This window comes from Pseudoalteromonas luteoviolacea (genome assembly GCF_000814765.1).
GTDB lineage: Bacteria > Pseudomonadota > Gammaproteobacteria > Enterobacterales > Alteromonadaceae > Pseudoalteromonas > Pseudoalteromonas luteoviolacea_H.
This window is the reverse complement of the sequence record NZ_JWIC01000001.1, coordinates 89,963-107,281: the sequence shown is the minus strand read 5'-3', so window position 1 is coordinate 107,281 and position 17,319 is coordinate 89,963. Positions and strand designations below refer to the sequence as shown.

At 44.7% G+C, this 17,319-nt stretch carries 16 protein-coding genes and 1 riboswitch; of the genes, 7 read left to right on the top strand and 9 right to left on the bottom strand.

What is annotated here, in order from left to right:
• Positions 1-42: 42 nt before the first annotated feature.
• The 5 genes from ilvA to ilvG all read right to left on the bottom strand — a co-directional run bounded on the left by ilvA (position 43) and on the right by ilvG (position 6,347).
• A complete protein-coding gene (gene ilvA / locus JF50_RS00470; RefSeq protein WP_039607583.1) occupies positions 43-1,584 on the bottom strand; it encodes a threonine ammonia-lyase, biosynthetic in 1,542 nt (513 codons plus the stop codon).
• Between the two features lie 2 nt (positions 1,585-1,586).
• Entirely contained in the window at positions 1,587-3,443 is a 1,857-nt protein-coding gene (gene ilvD, locus JF50_RS00465; protein WP_039607582.1) for a dihydroxy-acid dehydratase, read from the bottom strand.
• 71 nt (positions 3,444-3,514) lie between these two features.
• The gene (locus JF50_RS00460) at positions 3,515-4,438 is read right to left on the bottom strand and encodes a branched-chain amino acid transaminase (protein WP_039607581.1); all 924 of its coding nucleotides are present in this window, start codon (positions 4,436-4,438) and stop codon (positions 3,515-3,517) included.
• 20 nt (positions 4,439-4,458) lie between these two features.
• Positions 4,459-4,701, bottom strand: coding sequence for an acetolactate synthase 2 small subunit (ilvM, locus tag JF50_RS00455; protein WP_039607580.1), 243 nt, complete (start codon positions 4,699-4,701; stop codon positions 4,459-4,461).
• Positions 4,698-6,347, bottom strand: a complete 1,650-nt coding sequence (ilvG, locus tag JF50_RS00450; protein WP_039607579.1) for an acetolactate synthase 2 catalytic subunit — start codon at positions 6,345-6,347, stop codon at positions 4,698-4,700. Before ilvG ends, ilvM begins: the two co-directional genes overlap by 4 nt.
• 516 nt (positions 6,348-6,863) lie before the next feature.
• Here ilvG and JF50_RS00445 point away from each other — a divergent pair.
• Complete coding sequence (locus JF50_RS00445; protein ID WP_235423378.1) at positions 6,864-7,742, top strand: TraB/GumN family protein; 879 nt, start codon at positions 6,864-6,866, stop codon at positions 7,740-7,742.
• 75 nt (positions 7,743-7,817) lie between these two features.
• Here the strand turns inward: JF50_RS00445 and JF50_RS00440 are convergent, their stop codons facing one another.
• Positions 7,818-9,572: a response regulator gene (locus JF50_RS00440; RefSeq protein ID WP_052262068.1), complete on the bottom strand. Its 1,755-nt coding sequence runs from the start codon at positions 9,570-9,572 to the stop codon at positions 7,818-7,820.
• 171 nt (positions 9,573-9,743) lie between these two features.
• Positions 9,744-9,920: riboswitch (Lysine riboswitch) on the top strand.
• Positions 9,921-10,041: 121 nt separating this feature from the next.
• On the opposite strand from JF50_RS00440, the gene dapA reads away from it, so the two are divergent.
• From dapA to JF50_RS00420, 4 genes are read left to right on the top strand one after another with little or no spacing between them, the layout of a single operon-like run.
• The gene (gene dapA / locus JF50_RS00435; RefSeq protein ID WP_039607577.1) at positions 10,042-10,926 is read left to right on the top strand and encodes a 4-hydroxy-tetrahydrodipicolinate synthase; all 885 of its coding nucleotides are present in this window, start codon (positions 10,042-10,044) and stop codon (positions 10,924-10,926) included.
• A 9-nt stretch (positions 10,927-10,935) separates the two neighbouring features.
• The gene (locus JF50_RS00430) at positions 10,936-11,676 is read left to right on the top strand and encodes a 2,3,4,5-tetrahydropyridine-2,6-dicarboxylate N-succinyltransferase (RefSeq protein ID WP_039607576.1); all 741 of its coding nucleotides are present in this window, start codon (positions 10,936-10,938) and stop codon (positions 11,674-11,676) included.
• Positions 11,676-12,881, top strand: a complete 1,206-nt coding sequence (locus JF50_RS00425) for a PLP-dependent decarboxylase (protein ID WP_039607575.1) — start codon at positions 11,676-11,678, stop codon at positions 12,879-12,881. The genes JF50_RS00430 and JF50_RS00425 overlap by 1 nt, the downstream gene beginning before the upstream one ends.
• Before the next feature lie 2 nt (positions 12,882-12,883).
• Entirely contained in the window at positions 12,884-13,996 is a 1,113-nt protein-coding gene (locus tag JF50_RS00420; RefSeq protein WP_039607574.1) for a succinylglutamate desuccinylase/aspartoacylase family protein, read from the top strand.
• Between the two features lie 251 nt (positions 13,997-14,247).
• On the opposite strand, the gene trpS is transcribed toward JF50_RS00420, so the two are convergent.
• Genes trpS through rpe form a run of 3 tightly spaced genes read right to left on the bottom strand, consistent with a single transcriptional unit; the run spans position 14,248 to position 16,624 of the window.
• Positions 14,248-15,252, bottom strand: a complete 1,005-nt coding sequence (gene trpS / locus JF50_RS00415; protein WP_039607573.1) for a tryptophan--tRNA ligase — start codon at positions 15,250-15,252, stop codon at positions 14,248-14,250.
• 14 nt (positions 15,253-15,266) lie between these two features.
• Positions 15,267-15,935: an HAD family hydrolase gene (locus tag JF50_RS00410; RefSeq protein ID WP_039607572.1), complete on the bottom strand. Its 669-nt coding sequence runs from the start codon at positions 15,933-15,935 to the stop codon at positions 15,267-15,269.
• Entirely contained in the window at positions 15,935-16,624 is a 690-nt protein-coding gene (rpe, locus tag JF50_RS00405; protein ID WP_039607571.1) for a ribulose-phosphate 3-epimerase, read from the bottom strand. Before rpe ends, JF50_RS00410 begins: the two co-directional genes overlap by 1 nt.
• A gap of 172 nt (positions 16,625-16,796) precedes the next feature.
• On the opposite strand from rpe, the gene JF50_RS00400 reads away from it, so the two are divergent.
• Both JF50_RS00400 and JF50_RS00395 read left to right on the top strand, forming a co-directional pair.
• The gene (locus JF50_RS00400) at positions 16,797-17,090 is read left to right on the top strand and encodes a hypothetical protein (RefSeq protein WP_039607570.1); all 294 of its coding nucleotides are present in this window, start codon (positions 16,797-16,799) and stop codon (positions 17,088-17,090) included.
• Between the two features lie 20 nt (positions 17,091-17,110).
• Positions 17,111-17,305: a DUF2970 domain-containing protein gene (locus tag JF50_RS00395; protein WP_039607569.1), complete on the top strand. Its 195-nt coding sequence runs from the start codon at positions 17,111-17,113 to the stop codon at positions 17,303-17,305.
• The last annotated feature ends 14 nt before the right edge of the window (positions 17,306-17,319 follow it).

The window sequence follows — 17,319 nt, the reverse complement described above, 5'->3', positions numbered from 1 at the left end:
TATAGAACTCCAAGGACAGAAAAGACAGTTATATCTGGTCACTCAACTTACTTTCAGTGCATAGTCCTGATCGGATTTTAAATATTGTGAAAAACATGGGTTGTCGGTTTCATCACGATAATCATAGCCCAGCCGGCCTAAATGCTCTTCAAACTTAGCATATTCTTGTGCCGCCATTTCAAACCCTGCAAGGACATGACCTTTTGCGGCGCCATGATTACGATAATGAAACAAGGTGATATTCCATTCGCACCCTAAAGTCTCGAGAAATCTTAATAAAGCACCTGGGTACTCAGGAAATTCAAAACGAAGCAATCGTTCTTGAACCTCTACAGGCGGTTTTCCACCGACCATATAACGAATATGCAGCTTCGCTAATTCATTATCGGATAAATCCGTGTATTCATAGCCATTATCAGTGAGGCTCTGCTTCAGTTCTTGAAGTTCCTGCTCAGCATTGCGCAACCCAACACCAACAAAAATTTGCGCTCGGCTACCACCAGCAAAACGATAATTGAATTCAGTGATAGAGCGACCACCTAGGGTTTGGCAAAACTGCTTAAAGCTGCCTTTTTGCTCATCAATCGTCACCCCAAACAAGGCTTCACTCTTAGCGCCTAACGCGGTGCGTTCAGCAATATATCGTAATCGGTCAAAGTTTAAATTAGCACCTGAAAGTACAGCAGCTAAAGACAGTGCAGACTCATCATGCTGAGCGCTCCATTTCTTTAGTCCAGCTAACGCAACGGCGCCTGATGGTTCTGCGATTGCCCTCGTCTCTACAAATATATCTTGTACTGCTGCGCAAATTTCATCGGTGGAGACCAATATCACTTCATCGCAGTAAGTCTGCGCAAGTCGAAATGTTTCTTCACCGATCCGTTTCACCGCGATCCCATCTGCAAAACAGCCTACTTGCTCCAACTCTACTGGTTGACCCCGTTGCATTGCAGCATGCAAACACGCGCTTTCCGTCGCTTCGACGCCAACCACACGTATATCGGGACGCAGTGATTTAATGTAAACGGCCATGCCTGCAAGTAAACCACCACCCCCAACAGGGATAAATACCACATCGAGCTTATCCAACTGCTGCATCATTTCTCGTGCAACAGTCCCTTGACCCACGATCACATCTTTGTCATCAAATGGCGGTACAAAGACCCCACTTTCTTGCTGACATAACGATTGCGCATAGGTATTCGCCGCATCAAAGTGATGACCATGTAATACAACATGGCCGCCCAAATTTCGCACAGCGTTCACTTTAATCTCAGGCGTTGTCACGGGCATGACTATCGTCGTACGGTGGCCTAGATGGGCAGCACTCAGTGCGACCCCTTGTGCATGATTACCTGCTGATGCAGTGATGACATGAGAATTAGCAGGTAATTGGCGCAATTTGTTATATGCGCCTCTGAGTTTGAAAGAATAAACAGGCTGTTGGTCTTCCCGCTTTAGCCAAACTTGGTGCTTGAGCCGTTCCGATAACCCTTTTAAGTGACTCACATCCGTTTGTTTCACCAATGGGGCCATATTCGCTTGAATAATCGCCCGAAAGTAATCTAGCTCTTGTGCCACCATCGCTAACTGAGCTCCTCTAATTTCTCTAAATCACGCACAGCCCCTTTGTCTGCACTGGTTGCCAGCAATGCATATGCTTTTAATGCAGGCGTCACGACTCGTTCGCGATCAACAGGCTTATATGCCTCTTTACCACGCGCAAGCTGCTTCTCTCTGCGCAGAGCAAGTTCAGTGTCATCGAGTAATACATCAATGCCACGTGTATGTATATTAATCGCTATCAAATCGCCATTTTCAATCAATGCCAATGTGCCTTCGCTCGCAGCTTCCGGTGAGACATGACCAATTGATAGGCCTGAAGTGCCCCCAGAAAAACGGCCGTCGGTCAGTAACGCACAGTCTTTATCAAGGCCCATAGATTTTAAGTAACTGGTTGGATAAAGCATTTCTTGCATGCCCGGACCACCTTTTGGCCCCTCATACCGGATCACCACGACATCGCCCTTTTTAACTTGGCCACCCAAGATCCCTTCAACTGCATCATCTTGTGATTCATACACCACAGCAGGGCCTGTGAATTCCAACATTTCATCTACCACCCCAGCGCTTTTAACAATACAGCCATCAGGGGCAAGGTTGCCAGTTAAGACCGCAAGGCCACCATCTTGGCGAAATGCATGCTCAGCACTGCGAATACACCCGCCTTCTCGGTCCAAATCTAATGTATCCCAACGGTATTCTTGGCTCATTGCTTGCGTTGTACGGATCCCAGCTGGACCTGCACGATAAAACTTTTGCGCTCTTTCATTGCTGCTATCATTGGCATCCCAACGCGCCAAAACATCACCTAATGTCCCCCCCGCCACATGGCCAACATTGAGGTCTAACTTACCCGCTTTTGCCAGCTCATTTAAAATCGCCATGATACCACCAGCACGATGCACATCTTCAATATGATACTGCTGCGTGGCTGGCGCAACTTTACATAAGAACGGCGTGTTTCGTGATAACTGGTCAATGTCCGTCATATCAAAATCGACACCAGCTTCCTGTGCAGCTGCCAAAATATGCAACACCGTATTTGATGAGCCGCCCATCGCGATATCGAGTGTCATTGCGTTATTAAACGCCGCTTGGTTGGCGATATTACGCGGCAAAACCGCTTCATTATCTTGACGGTAATATTCATCACATAGCGCAACAATACGCTTTGCTGCACCATTGTATAACTGCCCCCTATCTTTATGGGTCGCAAGGGTTGTGCCATTACCTGGTAATGCCAAACCTAGCGATTCAAGCAGGCAGTTCATTGAGTTAGCGGTAAACATACCTGAACACGAGCCACATGTTGGGCACGCTGAACGCTCAACCTGCTCAGAATCTTCATCACTGACCGTCGGATCCGCACCTTTTACCATGGCATCGACCAAATCCAACTTTAAGTCGATGTCTGCAAGCCGAGTTTTACCCGCTTCCATTGGTCCGCCCGATACAAAGATGACGGGAATATTGAGCCTTAAAGCGGCTAACAACATCCCCGGCGTGATCTTGTCACAGTTTGAAATACAGACCATCGCATCTGCGCAGTGCGCATTCACCATGTACTCTACCGAATCCGCTATCAGATCGCGTGAGGGTAATGAATACAACATTCCGCCATGACCCATAGCGATACCATCATCAATCGCGATGGTGTTGAATTCACGAGGCACGCCTCCAGCTTCACGGATGGCATCCGCCATCAAATCACTCAGTTGGTTGAGGTGAACATGGCCAGGTACAAATTGTGTATACGAATTGACGACCGCGATCATCGGTTTGTGAAAATCTTCATCCGTCATACCTGTTGCACGCCAAAGCGCTCTTGCGCCTGCTCGTTTGCGTCCTTCAGTCGTTGTTTTACTGCGTAACTTAGCCATGTTGACCCCTTTTTATTTAAATACCGATGCTCGGTAAACCCTCATTCCCAAAAAAATATATACTCTCAGTATTAGCTGTTTACGTAATCTAACCAGCCCTGAGGATCGCTTGATTGCCCTTTTACTAAATCAAAATAGGCTTGTTGTAATTCTGCTGTGATAGGACCACGTTGACCCTCACCTACTTGGATCTGGTCAACACTACGCACAGGTACCACCTCCGCCGCAGTCCCTACCATGAAGAATTCATCAGCAAGATACAGCGCTTCACGGGCTATCGGCTCTTCACGCACTTCATAACCGCGCTCTTTGGCTAGATGAATAATCGTGTCACGCGTCAGACCAGGCAGAATACAAGCGGTTGTGGGTGGTGTATAAAGCACGCCTTTTTTAACCACAAATAAATTTTCACCCGCCCCTTCGCTCAGATAGCCATTTACATCTAGCGCGATACCTTCCACATAACCGTTTCGCTTTGCTTCTCCCGAAATCAGCTGAGATGATAAGTAGTTGCCGCCAGCTTTTGCCGCTGTCGGCATTGTATTTGGCGCAAGTCGACTCCATGAAGATACACAGACATCAACACCTTGTGCCAAACTATCTTCGCCTAGATAAGCACCCCACTCCATTGCCGCCACAGTGACATCTGCACGGTGTGATTTTGGGTTCAGTCCAAGACCAACATGCCCTAAGAAGGCAAACGGTCTTAGATACGCATTGCTAAAACCATTCTCTTTTACTGCTTGCTTGCACGCTGTTTTGATCTCTTCTTTTGTAAAAGGGATCTCCATACGATAAATTTTTGCTGAATCAAATAAACGTTGAATATGGTCATCTAAGCGAAAAATGGCTGGGCCATTCGGCGTCTCATATGCTCTGATCCCTTCAAACACGGAACTGCCATAGTGAAGTGCGTGGCTCAATACATGCGTCGTTGCTTCTTGATAAGGGATCATTTCGCCGTTGTGCCAAATTAATTCAGATGTTTGTGTCATGCTTTTAAACCTTAATTTTGTTATATTGCCTGCTGCTGTAATGTATGCAAATCAACCGATTGCACATCCACTAGCTTATTTAATTGTGACGTTAATAGATAGATAGGCTTGTCACTATCTACCGTCATTTTGACGTGAAACAGTTCATCGTGACCTTCTAATTGGAGCTGCATCAAACGAAACCCACGGTGACGTGCCACACGTAAGAAACGCTCAACAGCCACGCTTTGATTTTTTACAGCTACAGTTAATTGATGTTTCATTGTGTATTCTCCGTTAACATTTCGTCGTTTGCCGCACCCGGCGGAACCAGTGGCCATACATTTTCTTTATCATCAATACACGCGTGTAAGATGTAAGGCCCTTCACTATTTACGAGTTGTTCAATTGCTTCATCCACTTCTGAAGCATGCGTTATGGTTTGCCCAGGAATGCCAAATACAGCAGCAAGTTGTACAAAATCAGGATTGTCAGATAAATTGGTTTCACTATATCGCGCAGAAAAGAATAGCTCTTGCCACTGCCTCACCATACCTAACCTTTGGTTATCTAAGATCACAATTTTAACCGCAAGGTTGTTTCTTCTGATGGTCGCCAATTCCTGAATATTCATCATGATTGAACCGTCACCAGATACGGTGATCACCATATTGTCTGGACGTGCTATTTTGGCGCCAATGGCCGCTGGTAAGCCAAACCCCATAGTGCCCGCACCACCACTACTGAGATGATTACTAGGATGGGCAAACTTCATGTGCTGTGCGACCCACATTTGGTGCTGACCAACATCACAGCACACCACGGTATTACGAGGCATATCTTGACTGAGTTTATTCAGCAAATACGGCGCAAATACTTTCTCCCCCGGGTAATCATATCGCCATGCATGCTCATGCTTCATGCGGCTGACATGCGCTCGCCATGCTTGGGGTGCCAATACGCCTTTGAGCAAAGGTAAAGAAGTATTTAAATCCGCCACCAATGATGCTGCCGCGGGTTTACGTTTCCCTATTTCTGCAGCATCGATATCAAGGTGTATCACTTTTGCTTTCGCGGCAAATTTAGCCAAGTTACCAGTTACACGGTCGTCAAAACGCGCACCGATACACACCAATAAATCACACTCCTGTACCGCCAAATTAGCGGCTTTCGTGCCATGCATCCCAAGCATACCCAAGTCATATTCATACTCAGGTAAAACACTACCTAGGGCTTTCAATGTCGATACCGCTGGCATGTGTGTTTGTTCTAAAAATGCCATTAAGGCTGGCTGCGCATCAGCGTTTTGTACACCACCACCGACATAGGCAACGGGCTTTTGCGCACTGTTTAGCAGCTCATTTGCTAAGTTCAATTCATGTAAAAGCGGTGCAACCTGCTCTTCATTGTGTGCAGACCACGGTGAAAACGGCACAAGTGCTTGTTGAATATCTTTCGGTATATCAACCAAAACAGGACCTGGTCGACCAGAGACAGCCAAATGCATCGCGTGTTGCAATACCTCAGCTAACTCTTCTGGACGTTCAACCATAAAGCTATGCTTTGTGCATGAAAGTGACATACCCAGTACATCCACTTCTTGGAATGCATCTGAGCCGATCGCCGCGGTTGGTACTTGACCTGTGATTGCCAACAATGGGACTGAGTCCATCATCGCATCCGCCAATGCGGTGACTAGATTCGTAGCGCCTGGCCCTGACGTCGCAAAGCAAACCCCTAATTTGCCTGTACTGCGTGCATAACCCACAGCAGCAAATCCAGCGCCTTGCTCATGGCGAGTTAAATAATGCTTCAGTGGTGCACCATAAAGCGCATCATAGATCGGCATAATGGCCCCGCCGGGGTAACCGAATACGTCTGAAACACCTTGATTAACAAGGATATCAATCACCATTTGTGCGCCTGTCATTGTTTTGCTCATTGCCCTTTGCTCTGTTTTTTTGCCCTAAAACGAAAGAGCCCCCCGAACTTTTCAGTGCGGGGGGCTCTTAGCTGATTCTTTTCTTACAGCACTACGAAGCCCCCGCGGTAATAATAATCACCACGTTGATAATCACGACTAGTAGTTTTGCTGTTAGTAACATAAACCTGAACCTAAAAAATATACTGCATTTATTAACATTAGACGGCAGACAATAACTCTCTGCTCGTGCTTTATTCTATTAGTAACCCGCTTAAGCCGACAAGTCAACCGTAAAAACTATGCTAAATATAGAGTTTAAAGTGAGATAAAAAGAATTAAAAACCCAAAATAACGAAATAAAAGAATTATTAATCCAATCAATCATAAATAAACTCCGTTTAGGGTAAACACCTTCATAATAATGAAGACAATTATGCACATCATGTTTTTGTATTAATTTTTTGTGATTTACAACTTTAATTGATTATGATGTCCACTCTAAGACATAAAAGGACCACAGCTGTGAAACAATTATTGCTCTTCAAATTACCTTTATCACTTTGCTTTGTGCTGTTTTTTAGCGCTGTAAGCTATGCGTCCCCCGCACTTTGGAGTGTCGAAAAAAATGGTGTGACATCTTATCTTTTTGGCACCGTCCATGTGGGTGATCCAAGTATGAAAGGGCTACCTGAAAAGGTAAAAAGTGCCATAAAAAAATCGCAAAACACGGTGGTAGAAATCGATATTAGTGCCCTGTCTCCTTTAGAAATTCAGCATAAAACGGCAGCGTTCATCACCAGCTCGAACAGCCGCCCACTACAAAAAGCCCTATCTAAAGAAGTATACCAACAATTAAAATCCTACTTCACACACCGGAATATCAATATCGTACTGTTTGATAATATGCCAGTATGGGCAGTGATACTCACGGTCGTGCAATTAGAATACCAACAAGCTGGGTTTACAGATACTTATGGAATAGATAAGCAAGTCATTGCTTATGCGCAAAAACACAACAAGCATATCCAAGCATTAGAACTATTTGAGCAGCAGTTAGAAATGTTCAGCCAAGTTGCCCTTTTGAGTGATGAAATGGTGTCTCAAACGCTGGCTCAAATGCAAGATGCCAATGCATTCATTACCGATATGATTGACGCTTGGAAAACGGGTGATGACAGTAAATTAACTAAATACTATGACTTGAGCTTTGACGATTCAAAATATGCACGACTTGCAGAGCAAGTATTAGTGATTGAACGAAATCATACATGGGTTCGAACTCTGCTGCCTGAAATGCACAAGAAGTCTCATTTTATCGCCGTAGGCGCACTACACTTGCCGGAAAAACATGGCTTAATAGCACTATTAGAAGCGCAAGGATTCACCATTAAGCGTATCTAACACCTGTGTGGTGAGCTCTAACGGCAGCTGTCTCATCACACACATTGACACCGCTCACTCACCAGCACTTAGGTTTCACAATGTATTGCTCACAGCAGAGGGCATGATTAACATTTCGACTTTTTCTTGCAGTGCTTTCATGTCCACAGGTTTATACAGATGTGTATTGGCACCTAACTCGTACACACGACTCACGGCTTGCTCTGATGTATTTGCAGTCAGTACCAAAATAGGCACCTCTAATCCCAAATTATGGCGTATCATTTTTATCGCTGTAAAACCATCCATAATCGGCATATTTAAGTCCATTAATATGAGACTAAAATCCTGCTTTTGCAGCTCAGAAAGCGCTTCTTGACCGTTTACAACATGAATCACCGATAAGCCTAACTTTTCTAATAACGTTACCACCACGCGGGCGTTGAGCAAATTATCTTCGACCAATAATGCAAGCGCATCTCGTTGAATTTCAGTCCCATTGGACAACGGTTGCTTTGCAACTGTCACCGGCAACTCTAACAAAACACGTGTACCATGAGGCTCATTGTCAGTAAAGATAATTTTACCTCCCAACATGGTCACTATCAGCTGTGCCCTCGTTAGACCGAGCTGCATACCTTGGTAGTTCTCTTCCTCATCAATATTGGCTTGTGACTGCGCAATACCAGGACCGGTATCACCGATCACACAACGAAACAGTGCTTCACCACTTTTTGTTACCACACAGTTTGCTTCCAGACTGACCTCACCATATTCCGTAAACTTCACTGCATTATCTAAAATTTGACCAACCAACCAAGCAATACGATTGTGGTCACATTCAACTGGCAGTGATAACCCCTCCCCCAACTCCGTATTAAATAACAGTGCTTTATGTTGTAATAGTGGTTTATATATTGCCAGAGCATGAGATATTGTCTCTGAAAGACACGCCACTTTGTTATCAAGTTTAATTTCTTTTTTTTCCGACAATACATTGTAATCATCGATTGAGGACAACAGGATATTTAATTGCTTTGCTGCATGTTCTACAACATCTAAATGCGCTTCTTGGCTCGACTCTTTATACAAAGTGAGATAGCCCATTATGGCTTGTAATGGTGTGCGCATTTCATGGCTAGCGCGCGCTAAAAACTCACTTTTACTGCGCTTTAATCGATTTGCTTCCAGCCTCAATTTCTGCAGGTGCGTAATTTTCTTCTGGATGCTTTTTTCCATTGGATAAAAAATCCACCTCGCCTCAAGGAATAAAATCAGCAACCCAAAAACCCAGATTAACAACTCTACATTTTGTAATTTTTTTACCTTATCCGTCGCGACGAGTTCATGCAGTGTCACTGCTTGATCTAACAACACCATCAGCTCATTCGCGCGCGTCTGTATCTGTATTAACTTTTCTACTTTTAACTGTCCCAGCAGAGCTTGATCATGTGCTGTGATGACTAATGCAATGTACTCATCAACTCGCGTAGCCAAGGACGCCGGAGGTTGAAAATAAAAAGTGAGCAGTTCTGCAGACAAATGGATATAGCGCCCATCTGACTGCTGCAACAAAAACGCCTGATTTTCAGCCATCATCGCCAAGGCATCGCGCAGCATTTGCTGCTCATCGAATGTACCGGGGTGCTGGCGAATATACTCAGCCCCCAACAATAATGCCGTTTTCTGCGATAACATTCTTTGCATACCTGCGGTATTGATGACCCGAGCACTGGCAGATTGTTGTGATAATAATATCTGCATCGTTGCCATTGCTGTGGTGATCACAATCACCATAATTGAAATCGCAAGTATGTATCTAAAACGAAAGTTTTTCAGTATTTTAAGCAACCGCTTGCCTCCTTGTTGGATGCAAAAACACAGTAATTGAGCACGCAGCTTTCATAGTCAAGTGTAGCTTAATTTTCATCTTTTACAGTTTGAAGCTTGACACCTAGATGGCTGAAATGTTTCAATCCCCGCTGACCCTAATATCGCAAAATAGCATCATATGCTGTTTTGAGGGCTGGAAGAGGTGCGTTATTCAGGTAGCTAGAACGAGGAGAGCAAACTCCGATGACAACTAGCGAGGGGAATTAACGCCGAGAAGACGTCACTTTTGCTAACTGACTTTTTCGGGCGCTTGGGCTGAATCCCAACGACTGTCACCAACATATTTGGTGGAGAGCTTCTGGTCTTAGAAAGATAAGGCCAAGCCTTTTTCTATTTTAAGTCCATTGCTCTTCGAATTTTAATTGTTCGGAAGCTGGGCTATCACTTCATATCCCATGTCGCCGAGCAGCATTTAAGTTCGGTAGAGATGAAATCTAAATACAACTTATCTGACTACCCGTTATGGACTGCGCTTGTTACGCCGTTCGACGATAATAATCATGTTGACTTTGCCACTTTGGCGCAGCTAGTTCGCGCACAACAAGCAGCTGGCAATGGCATACTTTTGCTTGGCAGTACCGGCGAAGGCCTTGCTTTATCGCAGCAAGAGCAGCGTGATATTGTGCAATTTGTCTGTGAGCTATCACCGACTGTACCATTAATGGTTGCCATTGGCGGCCATGATCTTACCCTGCAACTAAATTGGGTGGAGTTTTGTAACGCTCAACCAATCGACGCATTTTTAGTTGGCTCTCCACTATATGCAAAGCCTGGGAACGTTGGTCTGACGCACTGGTTCAAGACGCTCTTGGATGCCAGCGAGCATCCTTGCATGCTCTACAACGTACCGGGACGTAGCGCTGTCGCGATAAGCCCAAATGTCATTGAAAACTTATCTTCACACCCTAACTTGTGGGCACTTAAAGAGGCAAGTGGCGATATCGCCACATTTGAATCTTTCCGCAAAGCGTCTCCCGAACTTGCAATATATAGCGGCGATGACGGACTGATGCCTTACTTTGCACAAGCAGGTGCCGCAGGGTTGGTCTCTGTTGCAGCGAACGCTTGGCCACAGCAAACTGCGGAGTTTGTAAAGCGCTCATTAGCAGGGACTTACCCTAATTTATTTACCACGTGGACAGACGCCGTAAATAGTTTATTTAGCGTAGCAAACCCGATCCCGGTCAAAGTCTTAATGCATTTACAAGGCCAACTAGAAACACCGCGTTTGCGTCCACCACTGACACATTTAGAACTCAGTGACACCACATTTATCAAAACCGCAAATTCAACAATTTTATCTTGGAGTTAAGGAAGTATCATGAGCTGGTTAACCCTATTAAACAATCTAGAAAACGGCACTGTTCGCGCAGCAACGCAAGATGAGCAAGGCAATTGGCATGCAAATGTCGAAGTCAAAGAAGGCATCTTAGAAGCGTTTAGAAATGGCACCAATACCGAATATCCTGGTGGCTTCGTTGATAAAGATAACTTAGCACCACAGGGCTTTGCCGCAGAAGCTGGCGTACGTATGGTACCTGGTGGCAGCAGTGTGCGTCGTGGCGCATATGTGGCACCTGGCACCATTATCATGCCACCAGCATATGTAAATATCGGCGCTTACGTAGACGAAGGCACCATGGTTGACAGTCATGCATTGGTTGGTTCATGTGCCCAAATTGGTAAAAACGTGCACCTCAGCGCTGCTGTACAAGTAGGTGGCGTGTTAGAGCCTGTTGGAGCCAGTCCAGTCGTGGTAGAAGATGATGCATTTATTGGCGCAGGCTGTGTGCTCGTTGAAGGCGTTGTTGTCAAAAAAGGCGCTGTGCTTGCACCTGGCGTTCGCTTGTCTGCCAGTGTCCCTGTCTATGATTGCGTCAATGAACGTACTTTAAACAAAGGTGAGGCGATCCCTGAAAATGCCATCGTGATCCCTGGTTCACGTCCAGCGAAAGGCGAATGGGCTCAGCAACAGGGACTAAGTTTATCCTGTGCGTTAATTGTAAAATATCGTGACGAACAGAGTGATGCAGCCCTTGAGCTTGAAGAGGTGCTTCGCTAATGTCCACCTTGAGTACGCCAGTAAAAAATGCCATTACTACACTGACACAGAGTCAGCATGAGCCATTTTATCTTTACGATTTAGATGCATTGAGCCACCATTTAAAGCGATTGACAGAGCAATCTGTTGTCAAGCTTTGGTATGCTGTCAAAGCAAACCCACTGTCCAGCATTATTCAAACGTTAGATAAAGCGGGTTTCAACTTTGATGTTGCTAGTAGCGGTGAGCTACAGCAAGTATTGGCTCAAGGCATCGATGCAAAACGCGTACTCAACACTGGACCTGCCAAGTCCAAACGCCAAATTGAGGCTTTTTTAGACCAAGGTGTAACTACCTTTGTTGCCGAAAGCCTCAATCAAGTCGCATGGCTGCAAGAAGCAGCTAAGCGACATAATACGGCACTGCGTATCTTATTACGCGTGCAGTTACGTTGGCCTGACAATGAAAAAAACCCGCTTGGAGGAGATAGCTTAACGCCATTTGGATTAGGCACACAAGAATGGGGCGCACTCACAGTAAGCGACTACCCTAACTTAGACTTTGTCGGTTTACACATTTTTCAATGGGGCAATATGCTTGAAGCCGAAAAACTTGCTTCACTTTGGCAGCAAATGGTTGACCCGTTAATGACGCTTGCTCAACAGCTCAAGATAAATCTGCGTGTATTGGATTTGGGTGGTGGATTGGGCATCCCATACGCTGACGGGCAGCCTCATATTGATTGGCCGGCGATTTTACGCAGCTTAGAGCATATAAAAACACAAACAAATATTGACGAACTCTGGATGGAGTTAGGTCGCTACGCCGTCGGTGAATGTGGTTATTATGTCAACCCAGTTGTCGAACAAAAGCAAAATTATGGCAGCAACCAACTCATTTTAGCAGGAGGCATCAATCATATACTTCGCCCAGCGGTGACATCACAAGCTTTCCCGGCTTCACTGTTGCGTGAAAGTACGAGCGCCACAGCGCCCTACACGTTACATGGTCCGCTATGTACTGCACTGGATCACTTAGGGGAGCACACCTTACCCAATGACATCGATGAGCATGACTGGGTGGTCTTTGGCCAATGCGGCGCTTATGGGTTTACAGAAAGCATGCCGTACTTTTTATGCCATACCCTCCCGAGCGAATACATTTATCAGTCCGGCCAAATACGCTGTGTCAGACCACCATTAACACCAGAGAATTATTTGAGGTAACTATGAATCAGATCACTCAAACATCCATTCAAGTTGCGGAGCTGGCAAATGGACAAGCCATGTCAATTCCGGTGTTTACTATTGGCAATGAAAATCAAGGTCCCAAAGTTTATATACAAGCCAATATGCATGGCGCTGAAGTACAGGGTAATGCGGTGATTTATGCCTTATTAGAAAAACTAAAAACAGCGCATATATCCGGCTCAATCACTTTAGTCCCTTATGCAAACCCTATAGGGTGCAACCAAAAATCAGGGGAATTTACGCTTGGCCGCTTTGACCCAATCACTGGCGAAAATTGGAACCGCTTGTACCATGATCATGGGCATCTTGTAGAGGACTTTGCATTACGCCATGCTCAATCTTCTGAGCAGGAAATTCGCAGTGAATTTAAAAAGCTGTTAATTGAGCAAACAGACGCGTTGCTTGCCCAGCCAATGCATACAATGAAAACAGGCAAACGCATCGCGGTCAATTTACAGCGCCTTGCCCACGAAGCGGACCTTGTTTTGGATTTGCATACTGGCCCTGTGTCTTCCAAACATTTGTATTGTCCAGAGTATGCACAAGCAAGCGCACACTATTTTAATATTGCGCACACCTTGCTGATCCCCAATGAATTTGATGGGGCAATGGATGAAGCGTGTTTCTGCCCTTGGTGGAAATTAAGCGAAGCGCTTGCGCAACATGGCAAGCATTTAGACGTATTAACTGAAGCATTTACTGTGGAATTGGGCTCTCAAGAGCACATTGATCTCAGCGAAGCTCAGTATGATGCAGAGAGTATTCTCAGCTACCTGACGCATAAAGAAGTGATTTTAGAGGGCGGATGTCAGCCTCACCCTATCACTCGTTATGCCTGCTATTTGAAAGATTACACGGCCTTTTATGCACCTATGGGTGGCATGGTGGAATACCAAGCACCACTTGGTGGACACATTAAAGCAGGCGACACATTGGTGAATATTTTACGCATGGATAAATACGCACAAGGTGAAGCATTGAACCCAATCACATTTGATCAAGATGCAATCGCCATCTTACATTTTGCCTCTGCGAGCGTGAACCAAGGGACAGAATTATATAAATTGTTCACCAACTACTTTGAACTATAAAAAATTGCGTGAGAGTAGGTAGGTCTCAGACTTACTTGCTAAGGGGAGTGACTTGTCATTCCCCTTTTTTATCCCTCTGATGGCAGCGCTTCTCGCACTTATTTCTCTGCCAATGTATACATTTTCCTAGCTGTCTCACTATATATTTAAACGCACTGAGCGCGTGTTAAATTATGAACGTACTGGCATTAAAAGCAAAAAAGCCAAAGCATGAATTGGCTTTGGCTCTTAATTGCTATCAGCGTTGAATGCTATGGACGAGGGATAAAACCGACTGCATCATACACAGCCTTCAGTGTTTTCTCTGCTCGTTCACCCGCTTTTTCCGCACCACTGCGCATAATATTGTCTAACAGTGCTTGGTCTGAGCGGATCTCGCGAAAGCGAGCTTGGATAGGCTCTAACATTTCAACGACTGCGGCCGCAGTGTCTTTCTTCAGGTGCCCATACATTTTGTCTTCGTATTCAGGAACTAGCGTGTCAATTGAACGCCCTGTTGCTACCGACAACAACGTCAATAAGTTAGACACGCCTGGTTTTTCTTGTCGATCAAAATAAATACGTGCTTGCTCATCAGAGTCAGTCACCGCTTTTTTCAGCTTTTTCTCTATTTTTTTCGGCTCATCTAACAGCATCACAAACGCATTTGGATTGTCATCTGATTTAGACATTTTCTTTGACGGATCTTGTAAGCTCATCACGCGAGCGCCAAATTCCGGGATGTAAGGTTCAGGTACTTTAAAGACCTCGCCATAAATGTTGTTAAAGCGAGTGGCGATATCACGAGTCAGCTCTAAGTGCTGCTTTTGATCCTCGCCTACAGGTACCTGATCTGTATTATAAAGAAGAATATCTGCTGCTTGCAGCACAGGATATGAGAACAAGCCCACGTTAACATTGTTAGAATGTTTTGCCGACTTATCCTTAAATTGTGTCATGCGGTTCAATTCGCCCATTTGAGCATAGCAGTTCAATACCCAACTTAACTGAGCATGCTCTGGTACTTGTGACTGTACAAATAACGACGATTTATTCGGGTCAATACCACAGGCAGTATACATTGCGATTCCATCTAATACTCGCTCACGCAATACCGCAGGATCTTGACGTACCGTCAAAGAGTGAAGATCTACTAACATAAAGAAACAATCGTGATCTTCTTGTAGCTTAAGCCACTGGTTTATGGCACCTACGTAATTGCCTATAGTCATACCACCGGTTGGCTGAATGCCACTTAATACTACTGGTTTTGTCATCTTGTTCCTTTATATCAATTCTGGTTTGTTAAAATGGGAATTATATCCGAGAACTGCTCGCAGAGGTACTGTGGATTAAACTGCGACAGCGGTTCACCTTGATTATATCCATAATTTACCGCGATCACAGGCATCTCAGCGCTTTGTGCAGCTAAAATATCGCTCTTAGAATCCCCTATCATAATCGCTTTCTCAGTTGCTATGCCCAACTGTTTACATGCAAGCTTAAGCAAATATGGATCCGGCTTTTTGTTTCCATCATCTCCACATACAATAACATCAAAATGCTTGGCAATGTTAAGCTTTTGCAAAAGCTGTAAGGTAAATGCTCTATTTTTATTAGTCACGAGTGCTTTTGGTAAGGCCCCCAGCTCGTACAACCCGACTTCAACGCCAGGATAAAGTGCAGCATACTCGCCAACTAACGCCTGATAATGTACTTTAAAGCGTGCAATGGCCTGTGTCACCAAGGTATCGGATAGATCTGGGTTGATCTCAAGATCGCAGCTCAGACCTCGCTTGACGAGTACATCAATGCCATTGCCTACCCATTGCTGTACTTGCCCATGAGATACAACGGGAAAAGCCACGTCAGAAAGTGCTAAATTTAACGCCAAGTGCATCTCTGTTACACTGTCAACCAAGGTGCCATCTAAATCGAATAAAACGCCTGATACACTCATTAACGTACCTTCGCTAGTTCTTGACGCATCTCATCAATCACGGCTTTGTAGTCAGGTTGATTGAAAATAGCAGAGCCTGCTACAAACATATCTGCACCCGCTGCAGCGATTTCAGCGATATTGTCAACTTTCACCCCGCCATCTACTTCAAGACGAATTTTTTTGCCTGAGGCTTCAATACGCTCTCTCACCTGCTTTAACTTATCCAATGTGCTCGGAATAAAGCTTTGTCCGCCAAATCCAGGGTTGACCGACATTAATAAAATTTGATCGACTTTATCCATGACATAATCTAAACAATGCAGTGGCGTTGCAGGGTTCAGCACTAAACCAGCTTCACACCCGAGCTCCTTGATCAGTGCGAGACTGCGGTCAACATGCTCACTGGCTTCTGGATGAAAAGTAATAATATCTGCACCAGCTTTTGCAAAACTTGGGATCAAAGTATCTACAGGCTTAATCATTAGGTGCACATCTATGGGGGCAGTAATGCCATAGTTTCTCAGTGCTTCACAAATCATCGGACCAAAGGTTAAGTTAGGTACATAATGATTGTCCATTACATCAAAATGCACCACATCTGCACCTGCTGTGATCACTTTTTCTACGTCCTGCCCCAGACGAGCAAAGTCAGCCGATAAAATAGACGGCGCAATTAAAAATTCAGATTGTGCATTCGCTAATGACATGAGATCCCCTTAAAGTTTGCTGTCGTCGCTACTTTAACCCAAATAGTCGAGAAATACACGACTAAGCACGGGACCAATTGAGGCCAATTAACAGAGAAAATAGACAAATTGATTGTTTAATAAATATCCATAGTGTAATATTTAAAAATAGCTAATCGCTGAGGGGATAGTTATGGCAACATGGCTTCAAACACGGACAGTATTGTTGGCAATCGCAGCTGTGGTTTCGGTAGGCGTTTTTTCGTTTGGCAATGACGATATCGAAGTTACACAATCCAGCCAATGTGAATGCATCGACGCAATGTATAATTATAATGAACAACATTGTAAGCGCGAGGCACACACGAGCTGGTATGCGTGGTTAACTGGTGGTAGTAGTAATGCACAGTTTCACTACCTCGATTTATTAGAGCTATTGATCGGCTCTGATGATCAACAAGACAGTTCAAGCATTTCTGATATCTGATCTAAGTAACAGGACGCATCATGATGACTTTTTTTAGCATCTTTCAGAGCGTCCTTGCCGCTATGCTTGGTGTACAAAGCGACAAAAAATATCATCACGACTTCAAAAAATCACATTTTTGGCCTTATGCCGTTGCTGGTACAATTTTCGTTATACTATTTGTGATTGGTCTCATCATCTTGGTCAATGGCATTATTTTGGCATCACAAAGCTAGTCATACCGCGATTT